Below are 25224 nucleotides of genomic sequence, written 5' to 3' on the forward strand. Positions count from 1 at the left end.
AGATAATGAAAAAACATACACATACCTCATCACTTGTCTCAAGGCTTAAAAATATGAATTTACATCCACTTGCAATTGCTTGCATGTCTTTTATTGGGACTTATGCCTTAACAGCTTCTGTTGTACAAGCAAGCGATTTGCAGATTTATGCTACGCCTGAGGCAGGACAAAAGACTATTGTGATGATGTTGGATACCTCTGGTTCTATGGGGGATTCTGATAGTGGGCAAACAGGGAGTCGATTGTATAGACTTAAACAAGGGATGTATAAATTATTAGAAAGTAATGATGGTAATCTTGCTAATACAAAAGTCGGGTTAGGGCGTTTTTGGGGATCAAGTAGTCGAGATGGTGGTTACATTTTGGTAGAAGCAGCCAAAATGGGACCTGTTGGTTCTGCACATAGACAGAAGCTAAAAACGGCAATTGATGGATTAAAAGCAGAGGATTGGACGCCAACTGCTCAAGCATATGTTGAAGCTGCTGCATACCTTATGGGTACCAACAGTTTGATGCGAGCTACTATCAAAGTTGATGCTTATCAGACTTTGACAAGATCTGAAAAAATCCAAAATGGTGAATGTCCTAGTAATAGGCCATATTATAATTCTGCCGATAATATTTGCTATGAAAAATATAGTAGTTGGAAAGGTTATTCTGGTAAAACGGCAACCCCGCTTCAGTTGGAGAAATGGGGAGATATTACACGCAATTATAAGTGTGGCAGTTTAGCTATTACAAATTTTACAAACGAAACTCAAAGTTGTAATTCTAGTGGTTGGACAGAAGTAAGTTTAATTCCTGATGAATATATAACACGGGGTGGTACTGCAATTACGAATGGTACTTTATATACCTTTGAAGAAATTCAGGCTCAGCCGAATAACTATAGTGGTTTTACAAGAGCAACAAAAGGTGCGATTCGTGATGATCTAAATTATATTTCGCCTTTACCTGAAGTCTCTAAAAGACAAAGTTGTGATGGGCAGGGAGTGTATATTTTATCTGATGGTCAAGCAAACAGCTCTGGTGAAAGTATCGTAAAGCCGATGATGCAAGCAGCTTTAAATAATAAGAGTTTTAGTTGTCCTTCTTCGGGTGGATTAAGCAGCAGTGGAGATTCTGCTTGGCATTGTATGGGAGAGTTTGCTAAGTATTTATTTGATAAAACTAAAAACCCAACTGGTGTTTCGATTCAAACAGCATTTGTGGGTTTTGGTAATGATTTTAATGGATTGTCAAAATCACATGTACAGCAAGCATGTCAAATTAGTTCACGTACGCAGGATGATCGTCGTTCTGATGATGCTTGTTCACCAACTGCTAATACTGTTTATAAATTGCAAAAACCCGGTTTCGGTAATGGTGGCTATTTTGAAACACAGAGTGAATCCGGCGTAACTGAAAGTGTGATCCAATTTATTAAAAACCTTGGTGATACTAAAATTGAACCTTTACCGACAGGAGCAATTTCAGTTCCAGTCGATGCTCTCAACCCTAACGGTTTTCAGCCTTATGGATACTTACGAGCATTATCACCTAATCCGGGGCAGCCTGTACTTGTTTGGGCGGGAAACTTAAAGAAATATGGCATTTATAATGGTGCATTAGCTGATGCCACGAAAACAGTATTTAATGATTTAGGTAAATTTGATTTAACAACCAGTGACTTATGGAATAATACAGGGGTTGCAGATGGTGGGTTGGTTGATCAAGGCGGTGTGTATTGGAATTTACCGATGCCAACTCAAGCAGTTGCTGCTGTAGCAGGAAACGCTGGCGCAAATATACGTGCGGTACCTGCTATTATGGCAAATCCAAATAGCTTAAGAAATTTATTTACAGATGTAGAGGCTGTGTCGAATGATACTCTTACGCCTAAGACAAATGGGACTTTACTTGAAATACCTGAGAAAACCAGTGGGGCTAATACAAATGGTACTTATGTATTAGATAAATTTAAAAATCAGACTGTATTAAAAGATTTTCCTGTATTATTAAAATACAAGCTATTAAATTACTTAGGGTATAACTTAGATATATCGGCTACTCCTAACACGTTGCCTACCACTTTATCCGTACCTACTAAACCATTTGTGAGCCTTGGAGGAAGTATACATTCTTTCCCTGTACAGTTGACCTATTCCGGTGAATTGGATGCTAATGGTGATTTAACCTCGGTACGTAAACAGTCAGTTTTATATGGCAGTATGGAGGGCGGACTGCATATAATAGATGCTAAAACAGGTGTAGAACAAACAGTCTTTGTTCCAGCAGAAATTTTAAACAACCCAGAATCATCAAAAGCATTGAGGTTTGGTGAAGCAGGTTCTGGAACAGACATGATTAAGCATGGAGTAAGTGGTGCTTGGGTTGCAGATACAGCATATACAACTCAACGAGGCATAAGTTCTGATGCTTCAGCGGTTGTTGCCAAACAAATGCGAGTCTATGGTGGTATGCGTATGGGGGGTAAAAGCTACTATGGAATGGATGTATTAGATCCAACAAAACCTAAACTTTTATTTAGAATTGGCGCAGATCAAACAGCATTTTCAAGAATGGGGCAAACTTGGTCTAAACCTGTTATTGCCAATATTCGCTATAATAATAAAATTCGCCGTGTGCTCATTCTTGGCGGTGGTTATGATGCTTGTTATGAATATCCTAGATTTAAATTTGGGACAGCTAATCCAGCTGAATTTGGTGGAGGATGCAATAAATCTGTTGCAGAAGGAAATGCAGTTTATATTGTCGATGCAGAAACTGGTGAACGTATTTGGTGGACAAGTAATACTGGATCGAATAAAAATAATGATAATTTAAAACATAGTGTGGTTACTCGTGTCAGTACTTTAGACCGAGATGGTGATGGCCTTGTTGATCATATCTATTTTGGTGATTTGGGAGGGCAAGTATTCCGTATCGATTTAAACAATAAAAAAGATACACCTACAGCAAATTTTGGTCATAATGTCATTCGTTTGGCAAATTTGGCAACTACTGAGTCTGGAACAATTATTACCAATGGTGATGCCCCTCGTTTCTATCAGCCACCAACCCTTACGATTCATGATGAAGGTAATGAAACTTTTATTCTAGTGGCAATTGCTTCTGGTGATCGTAGTACACCACTAGATGTTGCTCCAAGCAAAGGTCGCGAAACAATTAAACCTTTTGATGCATTACAAAGTCGGCCAACCAACAAAGTATATGGCTTGATTGATCGAGACTTTGTTGAACGTGATTTGTATAAATCTACTTATACGGCATTTAAGTCAAATGATATTACGTTAAATCAACTACAAAAAAATCCACAAAATTTAGCTTCTTTTACAGCGGTAAAAAACACTTTCTTTGGAGGGAGTCCTAAACATGGATGGTATCGTTCATTGTCGAGTAATTATTTAGGTAATGAGGTTGCAAGTCGTACACCAGGTGGAATTAAAGCTTTTGAAGAAGAACCTATTGCGATTAAGGATAACTTATTTATACCTGTATATGATCCAGAAGGTACGGGTGTAGAAGATGCTGATCCATGTCAGCCACGTATTGTAGGTGAGTCTGATCGTCAACAATATTGTTTACCTTACGGTGCTTGTTATAAGGATGGTGATAAAGATAGCGAAGCTGAAAAACGTACAGGGATGGTTATGCTGAATGGTGTGAACCAAAATGTACTTGGTGCAGGTATACGTGGAATAACATTAGGTCCTATGGGTGGAGGTTCTGGTGGTGGAAAAACTGATCTAAATAGCTGTGGAACGTTAACGTTGATAGGTAATATCAAAGGGGCGGGAGAGTGGAAATGCTCGCGTATTCTTAACCCAATACGATGGTATGAAAAAAATGTCGCTCCTAAATAATCATGTGAGTAATACTATGGGTTATGCTAATGGTATTACTCTTATTAAAAATGGATTCACACTTATTGAGGTGATGGTTGTAGTAGTTATATTGTCTATTATTGCCGCGATAGCATTACCTTCTTATTCAGCCTACACTCGTAAGGCAGTTGCATCTCAAGCTGAGCAAGAAATCCAGAAGATAGCTGAACAACTGGAACGTCATAAATCGCGTAATTTTAGTTATAAAGGTTTTGACCCAGGTTATATTTATGGGCAAGCAAGTCCAATGACATCGGTATCAGTAAAAGACTATACACTAACCATACGTGATTTGGATTCACAAAAATTACTTACCTCAACGGATCAAGATATGCGAGGACGAGGTTGGGCGATTAAGGCTGAAACGACGGATAATCAAAATTATAACTTTCTAATGACTAGTACAGGTATTCGCTGTAAATCTAAGGCATCCATTTCAAGCTATCAAGCATGCTCAGGGAATGAAACATGGTAGTTCAATTTAAAAGAGGATTTACCCTCATCGAAATTTTAATAGTTGTTGTAATTATCGGAATCTTGGGCATGATTGCCTATCCATCTTATACTGATTACGTTATTAAGACTAAGCGTGTTGATGCGCAAAGTAAAATGATTGAAATCTCTCAGAAACTGATGCAATACAAAGCCACAAATGGTAGCTTTGCAGGTGCATCGTTAACCGATAATAAAATATATGGTAGTGCGATATTTCCTCAAACAGGTGATACAAGTTATACATTTACTTTGGATATACCGAATGCTAACTCATGGACTCTTATTGCAGAACCCGCAACCTCAAGCACACAGGATGGTAATGGATGGATTTGTTTAAATAATCAAGGGCAAAAATTCTGGGCCAAGGGTGCTACAGCGTGTGCACTGTCAGCCATCTCAAACTGGGATGGCAGCTAATCCAAATTCAAAATTATGGATAAAACAATTTTTGATCTTTCCCTTTAGGTGAATATAACGTAAAATATCGCCCTCTATGAAAGGGGTTTGAAGTGTTCCGGTGGTCGGTGCAGGGATAATCCGTAAAAACTATAAGGTTCTATCATGGTTGTTATTCGTCTTGCACGCGGTGGTGCTAAAAAACGTCCGTTCTATCAAATCATTGTGACTGATAGCCGTAATGCACGTGACGGTCGTTTCATCGAACGTATCGGTTTCTTCAACCCTACAGCTCAAGGTAAAGCAGAAAAACTTCGTTTAGATGCTGACCGTTTTGCTCATTGGGTAGCACAAGGTGCTCAACCTTCTGAACGTGTTGCTTCTTTAGCTGCTCAAGCTAAGAAAGCTGCAGTTGCTGCATAATTTTTTATAAATTAGGTAGTTGCCCATGACACCAACACAGAATGTTCCCGAAGATCGTATTCAGATTGGACAGTTACGTTCAGCATATGGATTAAATGGGTGGCTCTGGGTCTATTCCAATACAGAACCCATGAGCAATATCTTTGACTATCTGCCTTGGTACATTGAGACCAAAGCAGGTTGGCAAATTGTCGATGTAAAACGTTGGAAACCACATGGCAAAGGCCTGGTTGTTTCGCTAAAAGGTGTGAGTGATCGCACTGGCGCAGACGAACTGGTTGGCTCCAATGTCTGGATTTCAAAATCTCAGCTTCCACAAGCAGGTATGGATGAGTATTACTGGACAGATTTGAAAGGCTTAACAGTGTTAGGTTTGGATGACGCTGAACAGGAAGTCAATCTCGGTAAAATCCATGAAATGTTTGAGACGGGTGCCAATGATGTCATGGTGGTTCACGCAACACCAGACAGTATTGATGCTGAAGAGCGTATGATTCCGTGGCATAAAGATGTGGTACAGCGAGTTGATCTTGAAGCTGGTCGTATCTACGTGAATTGGGGCGTAGATTATTAATCCTTTAAGGATGAATGCAGCAGGAAAGTAGAGGAGTCTGCGATGTTTTTTGCAGTCATTACGCTTTTTCCTGAAATGTTTGAAGCGATTACAGCCTACGGTATTAGCGGGCGTGCGGCAAAACGTGAAATAGTACAAGTCACTTGTATTAATCCTCGCGATTATGCTGAGGGCAACTACAAAAGAGTGGATGAACGTCCATTTGGTGGTGGTCCAGGTATGGTGATGATGGCAGAACCTCTGTCAAAAGCAATCAGCCATGCCAAAGAGCTTGCAAGGCAAGCAGGATGTGTTCAGGTTCCCGTGGTGTATATGTCGCCACAAGGAAAAACCTTAAACGAACCTGCAGTACAGCAATTTGTCGAATATGACGGATTGATTGTGTTGTGTGGACGTTATGAAGGCGTTGATGAACGTTTGATCCAGCATTATGTTGATCAGGAATGGTCAATTGGAGATTACGTCTTGTCGGGCGGTGAACTGCCTGCGATGGTTTTATTAGACAGTATTATCCGGAGACTTCCGGGTGCTATGTCAGATGAACAATCTCACGTGCAAGACTCATTTGTGGATGGTCTTTTAGATTGCCCACAATATACTAAGCCAGACCATTTTGAAGGTTTGGATGTGCCTGAAGTACTTAAATCCGGGCATCATGCAAATATTGAAAAATGGCGGTTTTTGCAGCGCTATCAACGCACCTTGGAACGCCGGCCTGAGCTGGTTGAAAAGGTAGAGTTGACTAAGCAGCAAAAAAAATGGCTCAAAGATTCGCAAGAACAGAGTAAATAAGCTCAGTTTACGCAAACATACGACAAGCATGTCGCTTGAAGTATTTAATAGGCTCTTTATGCATTGAAGCGGTCAAGCATGAAGGGAAAGTCAATCGGGCCTATGCGCTTTAGCCTCTAGTCCCCGTGGATATCAGACCTCTTCTGACCCACATTATTGGAGATACCCCATGAGTGGTAAGCATCCTTTAGTACAAGCTGTTGAAAATGCTCAGCTTAAACAAGACATCCCAGCTTTTGCACCAGGTGACACAGTAGTTGTCCAAGTAAAAGTAAAAGAAGGCGACCGTGAACGTCTACAAGCGTTCGAAGGCGTTGTAATTGCTAAGAAAAACCGTGGCTTGAACTCTGCGTTCACAGTACGTAAAATTTCTAGCGGTGTTGGTGTTGAGCGTGTATTCCAAACTCACTCACCAATCGTTGCTGGTATTGAAGTGAAACGTCGTGGTGACGTTCGTCGTGCTAAACTTTACTACCTACGTGAATTGTCTGGTAAAGCTGCACGTATTCGTGAAAAATTACCAGCTCGTAAAACTAAAGCTTAATTTTAAGTTTTATACGAGTAAAAAAATGCGCCTGTTGGCGCATTTTTTATGTCTGAAATTTGAGTGGTTATAAGCCTTGCTGTTTTAAACGGTTGGCATGCTGGCGGTAAACATCTACCGGATCCGGTGCAAATAAAGATTTCAGACCAAATACTTGATTGACTTCATCTAAATGGTTCCAATTATAGTTATCGCGGATGGTTTTACCAAACTTGGCACTGCAACGTGACACCAGGCCATCATTTTCTTTACCGCTATCAATTAGCCAGCTAGTTACTTCTAAGGCTGAATCCGGATCAAGTACATTGGTCACAGTGCTGGTACCTGTAAAGGAGTAGTTGTATATGCCGTTGTCAAGAAGTTTACCTTCCCCACAGGGTGTGGTGGGCAGACCGATAGGGAACTTGGCATTAAATTGTGCAGCGCCTGCACGGGTTAAACTTGTTCCTCCTGCAAGTGAATCATGCGGAAAACTCTTCGGGTCAAGCCCTTGTGCCCAGGTAATTGCTTTGGAAACAAAATTGATGATACCTACCAGTGGACCTTCTATAGCTGTACCTTCAGCAGATAAAATTAGGTCTGCCACAGGCGAGCCTGTATTTGGAGCACCTACACCTGTCATGGAGGCAACTTTGTCTGGCATTGCGCCGCCCACATAGCGAATAGTTGGACCGCCATGTGAATGACCAATCAGATTGACTTTCTCTGCCCCGGTTAATGCCAGAATCTCTTCGACTTGTTGTACCAGTTGTTCGCCACGAATTTCAGACGAGTTAAATGGCGATACACGCGTGGCCCAGACATTGGCACCATTTCGTGCCAAGTCGGGCAAAATCTGATACCAGTAATCAAGACCAAACTGGTCTGTACCTACGGTAATGAAACCTGCCATACCGTGACTAAAAACAATCGGATATTTGGTTTTTGCATAAGTTGAGACCGCTTTAGCTGTCACTTGTGAGGTATTGGATGCCTGAACAGTACCCAATAGTGTGCTGGTGAGTAAACCAGCGAGTAATAGTCCGTATTTCATAAAAAATCCTCATTTTTTTTGTTTTATGTATCCCTGCATATGCTAAATCTGGGGTGTTAAATACCAGACTCAGCACATGATTTAAAAGTTGCAGCTCTGACCCAATCGTTAAGTGATGTCCTGAACGATATAAGAAAATACATAAGAGTATGATTTCTGATGCGTTTAGCTATTATAAACCTTGCAGTTTGAGACGGTTGGCATGTTGTCTGAACAGGGCAACCGGATCAGGAGCAAACAGTCCTTTCAGGCCAAACATCATATTCGCCAGGTCGGTATGGTTCAGATTGTAATTATCACGAATGACCTGACCAATATGCGAACTGCAACGGGCCACCATGCCATCATTGTCTTTGTTGCCATAAGACAGTGGACCGAGTTGCATCAGAATGCTATCAATGTCCAGAAGATTGGTGGTTTGAGCTGTACCGCCCCAAGAATAGTAGTAAATATTCTTATCGACTTTTGCACCGCTCTGGTTACAGTCTGAAGCCAAAGCAGCAGTGGGGAAACGTTTATTAAAGTTTGCAGATTCAACTTCAGTCAGAGACTTCATTGAAGCATCAAAGTTCACGGGAATGTCCGGATTGGCTTGAGCCCAGGTCAGTAGTGGCCCAATAATGTATTGGCCCAGAATATTGAATGCCGTTCGGCTGATGCTATTGTTTTGAATATCATCGGCGACCTTGGAGCCGCGATAGGTTCCGCCCACGCCGGTGACTGATGCCACATATCGTGGTTCTACCGCTGCGACATATTGTACGGTTGGGCCGCCATGACTGTGGCCAATCAGGTTCACTTTATCCTTTCCCGTAATCGCGAGTACTTCTTCGACTTGAGCAATTAGCTGTTCACCACGGAACTCGGTGGTATTGGCAGGGGAGAGCTGCGCGGCAAAAACAGTTGAACCATTGCGTGCCATATCAGGCAAAATCTGGTACCAATAATCAATATTGAAACTGTCATCGCCAATGCGTGACCAGCCTAACCAGCCATGGGTCATGACAATGGGATACCGGGTCTTTGCATAGTCAGATTTGACCGTTTCTTGAATTTGTAAAATTCCTTTTGCTGCCTGTGTTTCAGCTGCCAGCCCCAGTGTCAGGGTCATCATGATAGCAAGCATGGTCGTTTTTTTACTTTTTAAAGTTTTCATCAACTTTTTCCTTAAATATTTTTGTTTTTATTCATATCAGTACATCCAATAAGTTGATTAATCTCATCTTCTTATTGGCTTACAGTGCGATTAATCGCCATACGGTAATTTTCCTCCCTGATCATGGATGGTTTCAAAAGTCCCGACTCGAAGTTGTTGTTGTGGTTTATTAAAATGCTGGATGCGTAATTTTTGCACGGCTTTCTGCTTGGCTTCATCACTCATGCCGCTTTTCATGATGCTGTCCCGTTCATCCAGATACTGATTGACCTTGTCTTTCCAGTCATTGCGTTGTTCATCTAAAGCCTCTAAACGTTGAGTGGCTTCAGGACCGACCAGATTCATGCGCATCTGATGAATATCTTGTGCTGAACCGCCCCGGGCTTTAATGTCTGCCGTAAGTTTGCGCAGGTCTTCCAGTTTATTGAGCTGTTCGAGATTTGCTTTCCAGTCTTCAGGTAACTGGTTAAAAAGATCTTTTAGTTTTTGTGCTTTTTGTGCTTCGGTCAAGCTCTTGTCTGCCAGAACGGTCATGCGATTGAGGGTGTATTCATGATAGGTATCTTCAGTGCCAAATAGGCCTTCAATTTCGTAATCAGAGAACAGCTGTTTACGCAGATTTTTCATATTGGCGAAAATGCTTTGATAATATTGAGGATCTTCCTTGTCGATATTGGGGGGCTGCAAATCGCCCAGTTTTTCCCGGTAATTGATATAGCGATTCCACAAATCAATAATTTGCCCTAGAGCAGGCTCCTTATAGTTTTGCTGTATATAAGTTTTAAAATCATGTTGGATCTGTTTAAGATCTTTTTCGCCATACTGGGTAATGAAATATTCAAAACAGTTGCGGGTCTGCTCATTTACGATTAACCGATTGGCATTGTCCAGGCGTAACTGACAGTTCACTTCAGTGTCTTGCTGGCTACGACTGACGAAAGCCCGACTCTGATCTGTAGGGGCTGGCATAGACGATGTTAAGAGATGATTCTGCACCTCAGCCCTTTGAGCAGTTTCCGTTTGTTCTGCTGTGGATTGGGAAGGTGCGAGCCAAAATAACAGCACAGCCAAGCACACTATAATAACAAGCAAAATAATCCATAATTTATGATGTTTATGCATGTCCTATGCAACCTTCTTTATTGTGTTTTTTAAGGTTCTAAAATTGAATTCAATTTGCCATAAAGAAAGTGAATAAAACGTAGAAAAGTTGTAAAAAATGACAAGCGGTTGTTAACATAGCAGCCGTTTGAACTTGTTTGATTTTCACTATGAAAAAAACGTCACCTAAAATTCAACGCCGTCATATCAGCGGCGTATTTTTACTGAATAAGCCTTTGGGTATCAGTTCAAATGCGGCCTTGCAAAAAGTACGCTGGTTGTATCGGGCACAAAAGGCCGGACATACCGGAGCGCTTGATCCACTGGCTTCAGGTTTATTGCCCATCTGTTTGGGTGAGGCAACCAAATTTTCCCATTATTTACTCGATTCGACCAAGCGTTACCAGACCACCATTCATTTGGGACACAGTACTACCACTGGTGATGTCGAAGGTGAAGTGTTACTGGAACAGGCTGTACCTGTATTGTCTGAAGAGAAAATTACCCAAGTTCTGGAAAAATTTGTCGGCGATATTCGGCAAGTGCCGCCGATGTATTCCGCTTTAAAAAAGGAAGGCCGTCCGCTGTATGAGTTGGCGCGTAAAGGGATAGAAATTGAACGGGAATCACGTCCGATTCATATTTATGCCATCGAATTACTTTCTTTTACTGAAAATAGTATTAGCCTGGATGTGACCTGTTCTAAAGGTACTTACATTCGTGTATTGGGCGAAGATATTGCCCAGGCCTTGGGAACCTTTGGTCATCTGACTTATCTACACCGGATTAAAACCGGTCATTTTGACCTGATTCCTGAATACACTATCGAGTATCTGGAGAGCCTGACTGAGCAAGAGCGTGAGGCTTTGTTGTTGCCTGCCTATGCACCGGTCGATCATTTTCCTAAAGTTCAGGCGCCTGAAGGACGTGCTGAATATTTTAGCCGTGGCATGGAAAGCAATATTGAACATGCAGCTGAAGCTCAGGTGCTGGTGTTTGAAGGTGAAAAATGTTTAGGTCTGGCCGAAATTACCGACCGTAAACGTCTGGTTCCGAAACGTGTGTTAAATCTCGAATAATTGTTGAAATAAATGTATGGAAATTGAAATTATCTTAAGCCTTCTGTTTTTTGCATTTTTTGCCGGTGCGATTGATGCAGCAGTAGGAGGTGGCGGATTAATTCAAATTCCGGCCATTATGAATGCGATGCCGCAACTGTCGCCTGCGACGGTATTTGGTACCAACAAACTGTCATCGATCTGCGGTACCGCATCGGCAGCTTATTCATTTGTACGTAAAGTCAAATTGCGCTGGAAGCTGTTGGCGGTAATTGCCAGCTGTGCATTTGTCAGCTCTTTTGCCGGGGCGGCCTGTGTCAGCATGATTCCCAAAGAAGTGCTGCGTCCTTTTGTACTGGTGATGCTGATTGTGATTGCCATTTATACCTTTATGAAAAAGCAGTTTGGGCAAGTACATGTGCGGCAGGAACTGACACCGAAAATCTTACTGCTAGCTGCTGCGGGTAGCCTCGCGATTGGTTTTTATGACGGAATTTTTGGTCCGGGCACCGGCAGTTTCTTCATTTTCTTTTTTATTCGTTACCTGCAAGCGGACTTTCTGCATGCTTCGGCATTGTCCAAGGTCGCCAATTTAACCACTAACCTGGCGGCACTGAGCTTTTTTGCGCCGACCGGTCATGTCCTGTTTGGTTTGGGGCTGATGATGGCTGCCGCCAATGTAGTCGGTTCAATAGTGGGCGTGCGGGCTGCATTGAAATATGGCAGCGGCTTTATTCGGATTCTGTTTTTAATTTTGGTCAGTATCCTGATTATTCGTTTGGGATATCCGACCTTTTTTCCATAAATCATTCTCGACATTAAAATTTTTCATACAAATTCTCCTTATAAAAGTTCCTGAATATTTGTCCATTCCACTTTATGCTGGATTAAAGGCATGATAAAAACAGGAGAAAAATTACATGATGACCATTTTCGAAGCATTAAGGGAAAGTCATGAAATCCAGCGTGATCTTTCAGAAAGATTACTGCAAACTTCTGAGGATTCACCAGAACGCCATGAATTATTCCAACAACTAAAGAATGAATTATTTGCACATGAAACGGCTGAAGATCGTTATTTTTATATTCCACTCATGATGACAGATTCTGGACTGAATATTACCCGGCATGCCTTGGCCGAACATCATGAAATGGATGAGATGATTGAAGAGCTGAGCGAAATAGATTTCAGCAATCCCGGCTGGATTGCGTTAGCCAAAAAGCTTTCGGAAAAGGTGCATCATCATTTGAAAGAGGAAGAACACGGCTTTTTTCAACAGGCCGGAAAAATTCTGGAAGAGGAACAGAAAACAGCTTTAGCAGTGCAGTATAAGAATGAATATCGGCGTTATAAAGAAATGAAAAAAGATATGCTGGTAAAAAACTAAAATTTAAATTCAAAATCGCAGGATAAAAAAGATGGCGTTCGTGCCATCTTTTTTGGAATTAACTATTTCAAGACTCGACTTTCTGGCTGGCTCGGAATGTCACGCCAACCGATGCCAGCATGACACACAGCAGGGCAATCCACTGTAACCATCCTATTTTTTCTCCAAGCAAAAGCAGTCCCGTGAGTGCAGCCAGAGCAGGAGAAAGGCTGGATAAGGTGCCATAACTCAGTTTGCTTAAATGCTTCAACGCTTGTAGGTCGAGGGCATAGGGAATGGCAGTGGCCAGTACTGCGATTGCCAACGCTTTGCCCCAGTACTGGGTCTCAACCAATGCAGCTGCATTGTGGTAGAGTCCAATCGGTAATAGCGTCAATGCAGACAAACTGATAGCAATGGTTAAAGCGTGCATGCCAATATTCTGATGCACCACCTTTTGACCAAAATAAATATAAAATGCCCAGCATAGCCCGGCACCGAGTGCACAAGCTGCAGCGAAAATCGAAAAATTCGCACTCTGTGTCTGTACCCATGGCACCATCAAGGCAATGCCTAAAATGGCCATTCCCACCCAGATATAGTCACTGCGCTGCTTAATCGACAGCAGGGCCAGTCCTAAAGGGCCGATGAATTCCAGACCCACCGCAATGCCTTGAGGCAGTTTCCCCAGCGACATATAAAACAGAATATTCATGAATCCAAGTGCTGCGCTATAGCACAGTAAATCGCGCCATTTTAAAAAAGACAGCCGCGACAAAATTTTCCAGGAACGGAACATGACCCCAATAATGATCGCAGCAAAACACAGCCTTAAAATCGTCACGGTCAATGGGTCAAGCACCAAGAACAATTGTTTGGCAAATGATGCACTGATTTGATAAGAGATCATGGACAGAACCATGAACACTACGGCAAGAAGTTGAGAGTTTGGCATGAGACACGCAGTTGGATGGTCCGTCGAATAGACCATGTTTCAGGTGCGCACAGTATAGCGGTTCATGCTGAATTTTTAAGTTTTTACTGGAGGAAAATTTAAATTCATAACTTTGAATTTAAAATAATTGGTGGATGCAGGATTGCTTTATCGATTTGAATTTAAATGATCTATTTTTATTTAGTCTGCAATTTTGTTCTTTTCAGGTGGATCAGTGCAATCAGCAAGACTTGTACAGCAGGAGCGATTTTAAAACTGGGTATAAACTAAATTGGCTTGTTCAAACAGCATGAGATAGATAAAACGCCAGATTTTAAAAATTTTGAAAAATAAAAAACCACAGCATGAATGCTGTGGTTTTTTTTAAATTTTAAATTAGAACAATACGCGAACGCGGATTGTGCCTTCAACTTCGTGAAGTGTATCGAGTGCTTCTTTAGACGCAGTTGCATCAACGTCCATCACCAGATAACCGACATCACCTTTAGTCATCAATGACTGACCAGAGATGTTGATGCCGTGTTCAGCAAACAGGTTGTTGATTTTAGACAGCACGCCAGGAATGTTTTTGTGAATGTGCAGTAAACGGTGTTTACCTTCAGTCAATGGCAATGCAATTTCTGGGAAGTTCACAGCAGAAAGCGTCATACCTTTATCTGAGTAAGCAACAAATTTCTCTGCAACTTCAAGACCGATGTTGGCTTGCGCTTCCATGGTTGAACCACCCACGTGAGGTGTTAAAATCACGTTGTCCAGGCCACGAAGTGGAGAAACGAATTCTTCACCGTTGGCTTTAGGTTCTTTAGGGAATACGTCAACTGCAGCACCGGCAATGTGACCAGATTTGATTGCATCAGCAAGATCTTCAATGATCACACATGTACCACGTGCAGCATTGATGAAGATCGAACCTTCTTTCATTTGTGCAAACTGGTCTTTGCCAAAGAAGTTACGTGTAGATGGAACGTCCGGAACGTGTAGAGATACCACGTCTGCATTTGCAAGCAATTCGCCCATGCTACCGACTTGGCGTGCATTACCCATAGGAAGTTTAGTTACCACATCATAATAAATGACATTCATACCCATGCTTTCAGCAAGTACTGAAAGTTGAGAACCGATTGAACCGTAACCGACGATACCTAAAGTTTTACCACGAGTTTCAAACGAACCTACTGCAGATTTGTTCCAGCCACCACGGTGAGTAGAAGCAGATTTAGCAGGTACGCCACGAAGCAATAAAATTGCTTCAGCAAGTACCAGTTCAGCCACTGAACGGGTATTTGAATATGGTGCGTTAAATACTGGAATACCACGAACCATCGCAGCATCAAGATTTACCTGATTGGTACCGATACAAAAACAGCCAACAGCAATCAGCTTGTTGGCTGCTTCAAATACTTCTTCAGTCAGTTGAGTACGTGAACGAATACCAATGAAGTGGGCATCTTTGATCGCTTCTTTCAACGCTTCACCCTCAAGCGCAGTTTTACGATAGTCGATGTTGGTGTATCCAGCAGCATTTAAAGTGTCGATTGCGTTTTGATGAACGCCTTCTAACAACAAGAAACGAATTTTATCTTTAGGCAGTGAAAGATGTTGGCTCATTACGGCTCCGCTACAAAGGCCAAATTTAGTCGCGATATGATAACATACGAGAAGGGTCTATATACATTTCCTTTATGACCGAGACTATAGGTATTTTTGCCATACATATGTCAGGAACTACAGATTTTGGTCTAACTAAAACTGTAATTTTTAAGCCTAGATTGTCAAAATGCTTATTTTCACCGGGTTTTAGTAAAAAATGTCTTATAATGTCGAGTAGTGAAATCGATCACAGTTATACTGTTGATTTTATGCTCACACCCAGTCTAAGACATTATTTTTTGTAAATCTCTTTGCAAAGAATGCTCTATAGACCATCCACCACTTGTATATTTCTTGCTAGGTCTGCAAACGATGAATGCTCCAGTCGCTTTAACACCTGAGTTATTAACCCAATTGACAGCCATTGTGGGTGAAAACCGCATTAAAACTGATGCTGCTAGTCTCGATGCCTGGGGCAAAGACTACACCAAGCATTTCGATCCAAACCCATCAGTCATTGTTTTTCCATCAAGTACGGAACAGGTGCAGGCGATTGTTAAATTTGCCAATGAACACAATATTGCCATCACACCATCTGGCGGCCGTACCGGTTTATCTGCTGGTGCAGTAGCAGCCAATGGTGAAATTGTGGTCAGCATGGACAAGATGAACCAGATTCTGGAATTCTTCCCTGCAGACCGTATGGTGCGTGTACAAGCGGGTGTGGTGACTGAACAGTTACAAAACTATGCTGAAGAACAGGGCATGTATTATCCGGTGGATTTCGCGTCTTCAGGTTCATCACAAATTGGCGGTAACATCGGTACCAATGCCGGCGGCATTAAAGTGATTAAATACGGCATGACCCGTAACTGGGTGCTGGGTCTGACCGTTGTGACCGGTAAGGGCGACATCCTGCGTCTGAACAAGGGCATGATCAAGAACGCGACCGGTTATGCATTACAACATTTGTTCATTGGTGGTGAAGGCACTTTAGGTCTGGTGACTGAAGCTGAAATCAAGCTGGAACGTCAACCGCAAGACCTGCAAGTGATGGTACTGGGTGTACCTGACTTTGAAGCAGTGATGCCTGTACTTCACGCATTCCAGGCGAAAATTGATTTAACTGCATTTGAGTTCTTTGGTGAACTTGCGATGCAAAAAGTGCTGGATCATGGTCATGTACAACGTCCGTTTGAAACGGAATGTCCATTCTATGTACTGCTTGAATTTGAAGCGCCATTTGAGCCAATTATGGACAAGGCGATGGAAATTTTTGAGCATTGCATGGAACAGGGTTGGGTGCTCGATGGAGTAATGAGCCAAAGCCTGGAACAGGTACACAGCTTATGGCGTTTACGTGAAGATATCTCTGAATCAATCGCACCGTTTACACCATACAAAAATGACATTTCCGTATTAATTACGCATGTTCCGGCATTTATTAAAGAAATTGATGCCATTGTTGCGGATAATTATCCTGACTTTGAAATTTGCTGGTTCGGTCATATTGGTGACGGTAACTTGCACTTGAATATCTTGAAACCAGAGAACCTGTCTAAAGATGAATTCTTTGCCAAATGTCAGGTGGTGAATAAATACGTATTCGAAACTGTGAAAAAATATGACGGTTCAATTTCTGCGGAACATGGTGTTGGTATGACCAAAAAACCTTACCTCAATTACACTCGTTCTGAAGAAGAAATTGGCTACATGAAAGCCTTGAAACAGGTATTTGATCCAAACGGTATTATGAACCCGGGTAAATTATTTGATCTTTAATATTTAACCTGTAAGTTCTGAGCGTCGATGACTACATAACTGTTATCGAGTATGAAAAAAAGGCATGGCATCATAGATGCTATGTCTTTTTTTTTATGGGGGATATTTCCCAATGTTACGTTTACTCTCTACCTGTATCATTTGTTTGGGCTTAATCACGACGGGTTGTGCAACGACCAAGAAATTGGCCTCTAAAGTGAATATTGGTTCGTCTGATACCCCAATGGCTCAGGTATTAAAAGAGCGTCCGGAACTACATAAAAATCTGACTACTGTCGATGTGCGACAATATTTTAACCGCGCCGAGTCACCTACAGCAGCACAGGTGAAAGTGACTGAAACTGGATTAATGGATGATTCTGTCCGTTCAATCCGTACCACTTATAGCTTTAAAAATATAAATGGCAATTGGAAAAAAACGGGAACACAGACCGAGTATCAATGCCAACGCAGTAAAAATAGCAAAGCATTTCAAACGGCAAAATGTCCTTGATGAGTTTTTAATTCAGGATTGCTATTTCGGCCATTATGTCGCATAAAAAGCGTATCGATTGATGCGCTTTTTATGCGTTTGGGGAATAAGAGCAATGAATATTTTGATTGTCGGTAATGGTTTTGATTTGTCTCACTATTTGCCGACGAAGTATGATCATTTTATGGTAGCGATGGATGCGATTGAGAATTGGGATGAATGGAGTGATGAGATTAATTTTGATGATATTTTTGGAACACTCTATGAAAAAGAAGGTTACTTTTTCGGATATACCAAATCAATTTATAAAACAGAAAAAATAAAATTTTCTTCAGCAAAAATTGAAAACTTGAAACAGAAATTAGAATCAAATGTTTGGTACAAATACTTTTCTGAGCATTATAACAAGCTTGATACATGGATAGATTTTGAACAAAAAATAAACGAAGCTTTGAACCAAATCCTTCGATTAATAGAAATATATAATAAATCACGTGAACGAGTTAGTTTGTTGGAGAATTTAATATGTGAATATAAATCTGATGAATTTGAAATTATTAATTTACCAAATGATTTGCTAAGGAAGCTGTCATATTTAGGCATTTTAGAAACGCATGATAATTTTTCTTGTGCTTTTTGGGGGGGAATAGAACCTCAAGAAAAGTGGAAATTTAGTAAGGATTATATTATTAGTGATGATTCAGATTATGATGAGGGTATGAATATTCTTGATTTAAGAGTTAATGAAATATTCAAAACGCTATCTGATCAGTTAGAAGACTTTAGCGAATTATTTTCATTCTATTTGAATAATATAGTTTGTAATCTAAAACCTAAAAAGAAATTTAAAAAAATTGGAATTGGAGTTAATACAGAAATATATTCATTCAATTACACAAATATTTTGAAAAGTTATTATTTTTTAGACAATAAAATTTCTTTTCTACATGGTAGTTTAGAAAAAAGTAATATTATCTTAGGAGTCGCAGATATTTCAGATAAACTTAGAGAATATAAGCCTTACCAATTTGTAAAATATGCCCAAAAAATTCTTAAAGAAACTGATTATAAGTTTTTAGAAGAATCAAAATTAATTCAAGAAATTTATGACGAGGCCAAGTATTCAAGTGGATATGAAGAATACTATGTTGACCCTCAAGATGTGAAAATTGCCATTTGGGGGCACTCGTTAGATCAGTCTGATAGTAATTATATAAAAGAACTTTTTAGTCTTAATAATGAAAAAATTAATGCATTTATAACCATATATGTACATAACAAAAATGCAAAAAAAGACATGCTTTATAATTTATTTAATATTTTAGGACAGTCAGAAGTAGAAAAATGGATGAAAAAAGGTTGGCTTAAATTTGAACCAAATCCTGATATAGCTAAATTAAATAATATAGAACCTGTTGAGCTACCCAAATTAGCCGAAGCCTAATTTTGTACCCAACTTTCTATCTGCTAAACTACACCTACTCAACCAAGTAGGTGTACTTGTTTGAGATCAATTATTCTTACGAATTTTTTTATTTAAACACCTTGTGAATACGGTGTTTTAAGTCACTTATAAACAAGTGCATTTCCCAAACTTTAATTTAAACACTCAGTGCTTGGCATTGGGCTGACGCTTCTCTCCCTGAAAATAGTGCATAGCCCTACAAGCCTAAAATATATGTAGAAAAACAATGCAAAAAGTTAAAACCGCCACCTTAAACCGTGCCACGCTGATGTTTCCATTGGCATTGGTGCTGTTTGAATTTTCCGTTTATATTGGCAACGACCTGGTCCAGCCCGCCATGCTCGCTATTACCAAAGACTTTGGCGTCAGCAGTTCATGGGCACCATCTTCCATGTCATTTTATCTGCTCGGTGGGGCATGTGTGGCATGGTTGCTCGGCCCATTGTCCGACCGTTTGGGACGCAAAAAAGTGCTGCTCGCAGGTGTACTGTTCTTTGCACTGTGCTGCTTGCTAATTTTACTGACGAAAAATATTGAAAGCTTTTTAGCACTGCGCTTTTTACAGGGGATTGGTCTCACGGTTATTTCCGCTGTTGGTTATGCCGCCATTCAGGAAACTTTTGCAGAACGCGATGCCATTAAGGTCATGGCACTGATGGCAAATATTTCCTTGCTAGCACCGTTATTGGGTCCTGTGATCGGCGCATTCCTGATTGATCATGTCTCCTGGCATTGGGGTTTTATTGGTATCGCATTTTTAGCCTTTTTAAGCTGGTTTGGACTGAAAGCCAAAATGCCGGATACAAAGCTGAGCATTCCAAAACAGCCATTCAGCTACATTCTGGATGACTTTAAACAGGTCTATAAAAACAGACGTTTTCTGGCCATGACTTTGGCCTTGCCAATGGTCAGTATGCCGTTGATGCTGTGGATTGCGCTGTCACCGGTCATGCTGGTGGAAGAATTGGGTTTTAGCAGCATGCAATACGGTTTGGCACAGTTCCCGGTTTTGGGTGGATTGATTGTCGGGAATATCGTGCTGATTAAAATTATCGACAAACTGGCTTTGGGGAAATCGGTACTGATGGGCTTGCCCATTATGCTGCTCGGAACCGTGGTTTTACTGGCTGGTGTGATCTGGCAGGATTATCTGGTCTGGTGCTTAATTGCAGGCATGACCTTGATCAGTTTTGGTGAAGGCATCAGCTTTTCGGTGCTGTACCGCTTTGCATTGATGTCATCGGAAGTGTCCAAAGGCACAGTCGCGGCAGCGGTATCGATGCTGCTGATGTTCAGCTTCTTTATCATTATTGAACTGGTTCGGATGATGTATGAACACTACCATTATTTGGCCTATAGCGTGGCCTGTTTTATTTTGATTGCGCTGTGGTTTAGTTTCCCTCGAGCGATGCTCAAAGACATTTTAAAAGAACGTGTGGAGCAGGGGGTATTTTGATATTCAGGCCTCTCCCTTGCGCAGCAGCGCTGCTCATCTCCTGAAAGGAGGGGAAAATACTGATTTCAAATCAGTATTTTCTTCCAGTAGGAAATGAGGGTGTATCCTTATTATTTCCTGAAAAAGAAAATAGCCTTTTAATCAGGAACTATAGCTTGGGTTCAGCAATCGGCTGCTCAACAGCCTTCAACTTACGATCGAAAACAAAAGTGCCAAACGGTAAAATGGATGCGATTAAACCCAGAATAAACATCTGAATCGACCATTTCTGTTTTTCGCACACGATAAACAAAACAATTAAAAACAGGATGAACAGTACGCCGTGCCCCATACCGACATATTTCACCAAGATTGGATTATCGAACATATATTTCATTGGCATGGCGATGAAAAGAAGTAACAGAAAGGAAATACCTTCTAAAAGACCGACAACACGTAAAGTTTGAATATTCATGGTCATGTTTAAATCTATGAGAATGAACCCTGAGTGTACCGAATATTGCCGTAAGGGTGAATAAAAGCTCGGTATATTTTAAAAAATTATCAAACACTTATAATCAGGTGTTGAAATCGGTCTTTCAGGCAATTCAGGGTTTTTCTAAAGTTGAATTGTTGTAGATATAGCCTACTTTTTCCGTACTGCTGTCAATTTATCAACCCCAATATGACTCAGTATGATTTCTGATTGTCAGGTCATCATAAAAAAGCAGACACTCTGCCTGCTTTTTTATTTTATGGTTTTATGGACAACTTATTGAATCACACCACAGGCAATCCGGTCTCCACCACCGCCCAAAGGTTTAGGCTCATCGGCATAGTTATCGCCACCGGCATGGACCATAATTGCTAGGCCTTGAACATCAGCCAGTTTTAAACGTGGGGCCACCAGTTTTTGCTGAGATTTTCCTGAAGCCTCCACTGTAATTAGGGGTAAATCGCCTAGATGGCCAGTGAGTGGCGTACCGTGATGTGGCGCCTGGTTTGGATTGAAATGACCGCCTGCTGCAAGGGCTGCGCCCATTTTGCCATCTTTTTCTGCCGGGCCACAGAAGCCTTTTTCATGAATATGGAACCCGTGAGGGCCGGGTGGCAGATCACTTAAATCGGTATTAATGACTAGACCTGCCGGGCTATCGCGTAATTCTACAGTCCCGATTTTATTACCTACACCTTGAGCAGTGACGGCATTGACCGTGACACGTTGCGCTTTATGTTCTTGTATGGGCATGGTACCGGCACAACCGGCTAAAAATATGGTACCCAATGTTGTTATTGCGCCTTGTTTAAATAGTGTTTTCATGACTTGAAGCATCCTGACTTTTTTATAATTGGCGTCATTGAAACAAAGTCGTGGATGCAAGACCAGGTGATTTAAGTAGTGCAATGTATAAGTTTCTTAACTTCTGCCTACCAGCTTAATCAGGGTGATGGGTTTCATCATCAATATCATGAGCGAGCGTGGCTTTAGGCATCATTAAACCTTCGGTTTCATTGGTTTCATGCAGCCATTCCCTCCAGATTGCCAGTAATACCGCCAGAATGACCGGGCCGACAAATAATCCCACCATACCAAAGCTGGCCAGACCACCCAGCACACCAAACATGATCAGCAGGAAGGGAATTTGAGTGGCACCGGAAATCACCAGAGGACGGATCACGTTATCTGCGGTACTGACAATACACACGCCCCATACCATAACCCCAATCGCCTCTATGGTATGTCCTTGAGAAAATAACCACAGTGAAACAGAGGTATAGGCAACTGGAGGTCCAAAAGGAATCAGTGCCAGCAGGAAGGTAATAATGGTCAGTACCATCGGGTTAGGTACATCGGCCACAAAATAGCTGATGCCAGCCAGTATAGACTGGGCAATGGCAGTCAATCCAACGCCATAGACCACGGCACGGGTAGTATCGGAAATGGTGGCAATATAATGATGGATACGCGGACCAATCACCATTTCCAGGGCTTTGCTCACCTGATGTAAAATGGTGTGACCATCACGGTAAAAGAAAAATAACGACATCACGGCAAAGCAGAGCTTGATCAGATTTTTGCTGACTTCGTTCAGTACCGCTTTCCCGTAATTTAAATGACCCTGAATCCAGATCGAGACGGACTGGATAATGCTGTTCGGGTCCTGATTAATCTCTCTTAATGTTCGAGAAATTTCTTTGCCAATAAAAGGTAACTGCCGGATAAAGTCAGGAACATTCAGGTGACCGGAAAATACCTGTTTCTGTAATTCGTAATACAGATTTCGCCCTTCATGCTGTAACATGAAAATGGCAAAAATAATCGGTAAACCCAGAACCAGAACCACAGAAAGAATCATCACTGTGGCACTTAGGGTAGGGCGCTGTCCACACATGCGTAATACCGACTGATACAGCGGCCAGGTGACATAGGCAATAATTGCCGCCCAAACCACAGGTACAATAAAATATTTGAGCACATGAAAACTCAAATACATCAGGACAAAAAATAGTCCAAATAATAAAACCTTTTGTAATGTGGGCGCGTAACGTTGCACTGAATTCACTGACTACTTCCTAAGTTCGGAGTTCATCTTAACCGAAAAAAAAGCTCCCGAGAACGAGAGCTGGGTAAGTTGTGATGAATATTTATTGCACATTTCTAGGCAAAAGTTTGCGCTGTGTCTATTTAATGCGATTAAAACCAGGCGCTGGGATCATCAACAATTGCATTTAACAGCGGTTGCCATTGATCTTGCATAGCCCGATAGTTTTTTTGTGTTTTATCAAAAATACTCAGTCCCTGCATGGCAAGCTGGGCATAGGCAGCACGCTCGGAAATCCAGGCTACCGGCTGTTGTTCAATTTTCTGGAAAAAATCCTGAATATCTTTGGAACTGGCAGTGTTTGCTTTCATCCGGTTAGCCAACAGTAAAATCTGTACCTTCCCTTTGCGGATGCGTTTAATATCCTGTAAATGTTTCAGAAAACGGCGCGTACTATCAATATCAAAGAAAGACGGTTGCAATGGGGTGATAATGGCGTGTGCTTCACTGATTAATTGTTCGGCATGCTCGCCAGATAAGGCCCCAGGTGCATCAATAATCAGATATTCGATATTTTTAGGTACATCGCCAATTGATTTTTCCTGACGCCAGTCCAGACTTTGAATAGGAGCCGCCTCTGGCGGTCGTTGTTTTAACCATTGCAAGGCTGATTTTTGATTATCGGCATCGGCAAGTGCGACTTTATACCCCTTTTGTGCCAAAGCGGCAGCCAGATTAATTGCAGTAACGGTTTTACCGCATCCACCTTTTTGATTGGCAATTAAGATAGTTTTCATAACCCTGATGATTTTATTCTGCTCAGTCCTAGCATATCATTGTTTGATGCAGTGAATATGACTCGGGACAAAAGTCTTAAGGTATAAGTAGCGGTAATTTTTGCAATTAAGGAATAATAATGTCCATTTGGATGGCAATGCTAATTGGGGCGTGTATAGGTGTGGTGCTCACCACCATGATTTTAAGCAATACCCGGAATGGACGCATTAAAGCAGAATATGAACAGTACATTGCGGAACTGGAGCTGGAGCATCAGCAGGCTTTGGCGCATGCGCAAAAACGCAGTGTCAATACCAGCCGTGCGGTGCTCAAAGGCAAGATGGCAGAGCAGCTGGCACCGATTATGCCCCAGTTTCAGTATTTACCCAGTGATGCCAAATTTCTGGGCGATCCCATCGATTATGTGGTTTTCGATGGTTATACCGACCTGCGTGATGGCGAAGGAAGTCCCGATGATATCGAGGTGGTGCTGATAGACATTAAAAGTGGCGGTGCGCGCCTGACCAAGGGGCAACAGGCGATTGCCCAGGCCATACGGGAAGGGCGGGTACGTTTTGAAACAGTCCGTATCGATTTTGATGATTAAAACGGCGATGCTTATAAAACGCCGTTAAATTCAGGACTTACTGTTTTTGCACACGGGCAAACAGCATGCGCTGTGCAAGGCTTGGAATACCGGCTGCATCCAGATAATATTTTTCTTTAAAGCTGAAATGTGCATCAAGCAAGGCCTGTTCAATATTGCGGTTGAGATGACAGCCATCGGCAAGGCGTTTTTGAACGGGTGTCAGCAGGTCTTGCAGATGTTGCAGTGTCGGGCGGTCAGATAGTACATGTTCGACCAGATGCAAGGTTCCGCCAGGCTTGAGCACGCGATGCAATTCAGCCAAAGCCTGATCCAGATGTTCAATACTGCACAGTGTCCAGGTACTGACAATATTATCGATACTATTGTCGGCAAAAGGCAGCTTTTCTGCACCGGCCTGAACATGCTGCACATGAATGGCACTTTCGTGCACACGTTTAATCGCCAGCTGATAAATATCGGCATTGGGTTCAAGGGCGTAGAGTGTATCGATATTTTGATAAAAAGGCAGATTAACCCCAGTCCCAAAGCCAATTTCTAGCACCTCGCCTGTAATGGGGAGTAGCAGTTCACGACGCTGATCCATCAGGCTGGCCGTTTGCATTACTTGATTGAGCAAATGCGGAAAAATGTGTTGCTGGTAAAATTTATAAATCATTGTCACTTAATTTTTCTTACTTTATATCATCTTAGTTTAACCAATCTTCAGCTCAGAAAATAAGACAAAAAAGTGACTGAATATATCTCTATTGTTACCAAGTCCATATATTTC

Annotated in this window: 25 protein-coding genes; 15 read left to right on the forward strand and 10 right to left on the reverse strand. The window is 41.6% G+C overall.

Translation table 11 applies throughout. The features are described from left to right. Positions 1–5: 5 nt before the first annotated feature. The 7 genes from ABJ384_RS01600 (at position 6) to rplS (ending at position 7111) form a co-directional block, all read left to right on the forward strand. Positions 6–3866 carry a PilC/PilY family type IV pilus protein gene (locus tag ABJ384_RS01600; RefSeq protein ID WP_349928516.1) on the forward strand — a complete coding sequence of 1287 codons (3861 nt, stop codon included), beginning with the start codon at positions 6–8 and terminating at the stop codon, positions 3864–3866. 16 nt (positions 3867–3882) lie between these two features. Further along, positions 3883–4362 (forward strand): prepilin-type N-terminal cleavage/methylation domain-containing protein, encoded by a 480-nt coding sequence (locus ABJ384_RS01605; RefSeq protein WP_349928518.1) that lies wholly within the window; start codon positions 3883–3885, stop codon positions 4360–4362. Next, entirely contained in the window at positions 4356–4799 is a 444-nt protein-coding gene (locus ABJ384_RS01610; protein ID WP_349928520.1) for a type IV pilin protein, read from the forward strand. Before ABJ384_RS01605 ends, ABJ384_RS01610 begins: the two co-directional genes overlap by 7 nt. A gap of 144 nt (positions 4800–4943) precedes the next feature. Next, complete coding sequence (gene rpsP, locus ABJ384_RS01615; protein ID WP_086197177.1) at positions 4944–5201, forward strand: 30S ribosomal protein S16; 258 nt, start codon at positions 4944–4946, stop codon at positions 5199–5201. 25 nt (positions 5202–5226) lie between these two features. Beyond that, positions 5227–5775, forward strand: a complete 549-nt coding sequence (gene rimM / locus ABJ384_RS01620; RefSeq protein ID WP_166168629.1) for a ribosome maturation factor RimM — start codon at positions 5227–5229, stop codon at positions 5773–5775. 42 nt (positions 5776–5817) lie between these two features. Continuing rightward, the gene (trmD, locus tag ABJ384_RS01625) at positions 5818–6567 is read left to right on the forward strand and encodes a tRNA (guanosine(37)-N1)-methyltransferase TrmD (RefSeq protein WP_349928523.1); all 750 of its coding nucleotides are present in this window, start codon (positions 5818–5820) and stop codon (positions 6565–6567) included. Between the two features lie 169 nt (positions 6568–6736). Beyond that, positions 6737–7111, forward strand: coding sequence for a 50S ribosomal protein L19 (gene rplS, locus ABJ384_RS01630; protein WP_086197174.1), 375 nt, complete (start codon positions 6737–6739; stop codon positions 7109–7111). A 67-nt stretch (positions 7112–7178) separates the two neighbouring features. Here rplS and ABJ384_RS01635 read toward each other — a convergent pair whose 3' ends face one another. The 3 genes from ABJ384_RS01635 to ABJ384_RS01645 all read right to left on the reverse strand — a co-directional run bounded on the left by ABJ384_RS01635 (position 7179) and on the right by ABJ384_RS01645 (position 10422). Then, the gene (locus ABJ384_RS01635; protein WP_349928525.1) at positions 7179–8144 is read right to left on the reverse strand and encodes a triacylglycerol lipase; all 966 of its coding nucleotides are present in this window, start codon (positions 8142–8144) and stop codon (positions 7179–7181) included. A gap of 172 nt (positions 8145–8316) precedes the next feature. Then, positions 8317–9300, reverse strand: a complete 984-nt coding sequence (locus ABJ384_RS01640) for a triacylglycerol lipase (protein WP_349928527.1) — start codon at positions 9298–9300, stop codon at positions 8317–8319. Between the two features lie 90 nt (positions 9301–9390). After that, entirely contained in the window at positions 9391–10422 is a 1032-nt protein-coding gene (locus ABJ384_RS01645; protein WP_349928529.1) for a lipase secretion chaperone, read from the reverse strand. Between the two features lie 149 nt (positions 10423–10571). Between ABJ384_RS01645 and truB the strand changes: the two genes are divergently transcribed. The 3 genes from truB (at position 10572) to ABJ384_RS01660 (ending at position 12847) form a co-directional block, all read left to right on the forward strand. Beyond that, on the forward strand, positions 10572–11480 hold the full coding sequence (truB, locus tag ABJ384_RS01650; protein WP_349928530.1) for a tRNA pseudouridine(55) synthase TruB: 909 nt from the start codon (positions 10572–10574) through the stop codon (positions 11478–11480). Between the two features lie 16 nt (positions 11481–11496). Next, positions 11497–12264 (forward strand): TSUP family transporter, encoded by a 768-nt coding sequence (locus tag ABJ384_RS01655; protein ID WP_349928531.1) that lies wholly within the window; start codon positions 11497–11499, stop codon positions 12262–12264. 115 nt (positions 12265–12379) lie between these two features. Beyond that, positions 12380–12847 carry a hemerythrin domain-containing protein gene (locus ABJ384_RS01660; protein WP_349928533.1) on the forward strand — a complete coding sequence of 156 codons (468 nt, stop codon included), beginning with the start codon at positions 12380–12382 and terminating at the stop codon, positions 12845–12847. 67 nt (positions 12848–12914) lie between these two features. Here the strand turns inward: ABJ384_RS01660 and ABJ384_RS01665 are convergent, their stop codons facing one another. Both ABJ384_RS01665 and serA read right to left on the reverse strand, forming a co-directional pair. Next, positions 12915–13781, reverse strand: coding sequence for an EamA family transporter (locus tag ABJ384_RS01665; protein WP_349928535.1), 867 nt, complete (start codon positions 13779–13781; stop codon positions 12915–12917). 375 nt (positions 13782–14156) lie between these two features. Beyond that, positions 14157–15389 carry a phosphoglycerate dehydrogenase gene (gene serA / locus ABJ384_RS01670; RefSeq protein WP_086195823.1) on the reverse strand — a complete coding sequence of 411 codons (1233 nt, stop codon included), beginning with the start codon at positions 15387–15389 and terminating at the stop codon, positions 14157–14159. Positions 15390–15743: 354 nt separating this feature from the next. On the opposite strand from serA, the gene ABJ384_RS01675 reads away from it, so the two are divergent. The 4 genes from ABJ384_RS01675 to ABJ384_RS01690 all read left to right on the forward strand — a co-directional run bounded on the left by ABJ384_RS01675 (position 15744) and on the right by ABJ384_RS01690 (position 20546). After that, positions 15744–17153: an FAD-binding oxidoreductase gene (locus ABJ384_RS01675; protein WP_086195822.1), complete on the forward strand. Its 1410-nt coding sequence runs from the start codon at positions 15744–15746 to the stop codon at positions 17151–17153. A gap of 112 nt (positions 17154–17265) precedes the next feature. Next, entirely contained in the window at positions 17266–17646 is a 381-nt protein-coding gene (locus tag ABJ384_RS01680; protein ID WP_200223257.1) for a hypothetical protein, read from the forward strand. A gap of 94 nt (positions 17647–17740) precedes the next feature. Beyond that, on the forward strand, positions 17741–19069 hold the full coding sequence (locus ABJ384_RS01685) for an AbiH family protein (protein WP_349928537.1): 1329 nt from the start codon (positions 17741–17743) through the stop codon (positions 19067–19069). Positions 19070–19316: 247 nt separating this feature from the next. Continuing rightward, positions 19317–20546: an MFS transporter gene (locus tag ABJ384_RS01690; protein WP_349928539.1), complete on the forward strand. Its 1230-nt coding sequence runs from the start codon at positions 19317–19319 to the stop codon at positions 20544–20546. Positions 20547–20694: 148 nt separating this feature from the next. Here the strand turns inward: ABJ384_RS01690 and ABJ384_RS01695 are convergent, their stop codons facing one another. The 4 genes from ABJ384_RS01695 to ABJ384_RS01710 form a co-directional block, all read right to left on the reverse strand. Continuing rightward, positions 20695–21000, reverse strand: coding sequence for a DUF3817 domain-containing protein (locus ABJ384_RS01695; protein ID WP_180044655.1), 306 nt, complete (start codon positions 20998–21000; stop codon positions 20695–20697). Positions 21001–21297: 297 nt separating this feature from the next. After that, positions 21298–21858, reverse strand: coding sequence for a superoxide dismutase family protein (sodC, locus tag ABJ384_RS01700; RefSeq protein WP_180042156.1), 561 nt, complete (start codon positions 21856–21858; stop codon positions 21298–21300). A 103-nt stretch (positions 21859–21961) separates the two neighbouring features. Then, a complete protein-coding gene (locus tag ABJ384_RS01705; RefSeq protein ID WP_349928541.1) occupies positions 21962–23089 on the reverse strand; it encodes an AI-2E family transporter in 1128 nt (375 codons plus the stop codon). 131 nt (positions 23090–23220) lie between these two features. Then, positions 23221–23865 (reverse strand): ParA family protein, encoded by a 645-nt coding sequence (locus ABJ384_RS01710; RefSeq protein ID WP_086195815.1) that lies wholly within the window; start codon positions 23863–23865, stop codon positions 23221–23223. A gap of 119 nt (positions 23866–23984) precedes the next feature. Between ABJ384_RS01710 and ABJ384_RS01715 the strand changes: the two genes are divergently transcribed. Next, positions 23985–24452, forward strand: coding sequence for a Holliday junction resolvase-like protein (locus tag ABJ384_RS01715; RefSeq protein WP_180042154.1), 468 nt, complete (start codon positions 23985–23987; stop codon positions 24450–24452). Positions 24453–24489: 37 nt separating this feature from the next. On the opposite strand, the gene ABJ384_RS01720 is transcribed toward ABJ384_RS01715, so the two are convergent. Continuing rightward, the gene (locus ABJ384_RS01720; RefSeq protein WP_180042162.1) at positions 24490–25110 is read right to left on the reverse strand and encodes a class I SAM-dependent methyltransferase; all 621 of its coding nucleotides are present in this window, start codon (positions 25108–25110) and stop codon (positions 24490–24492) included. Between the last annotated feature and the right edge of the window lie 114 nt (positions 25111–25224).

This window comes from Acinetobacter sp. A1-4-2 (assembly GCF_040233925.1).
Lineage (GTDB): Bacteria > Pseudomonadota > Gammaproteobacteria > Pseudomonadales > Moraxellaceae > Acinetobacter.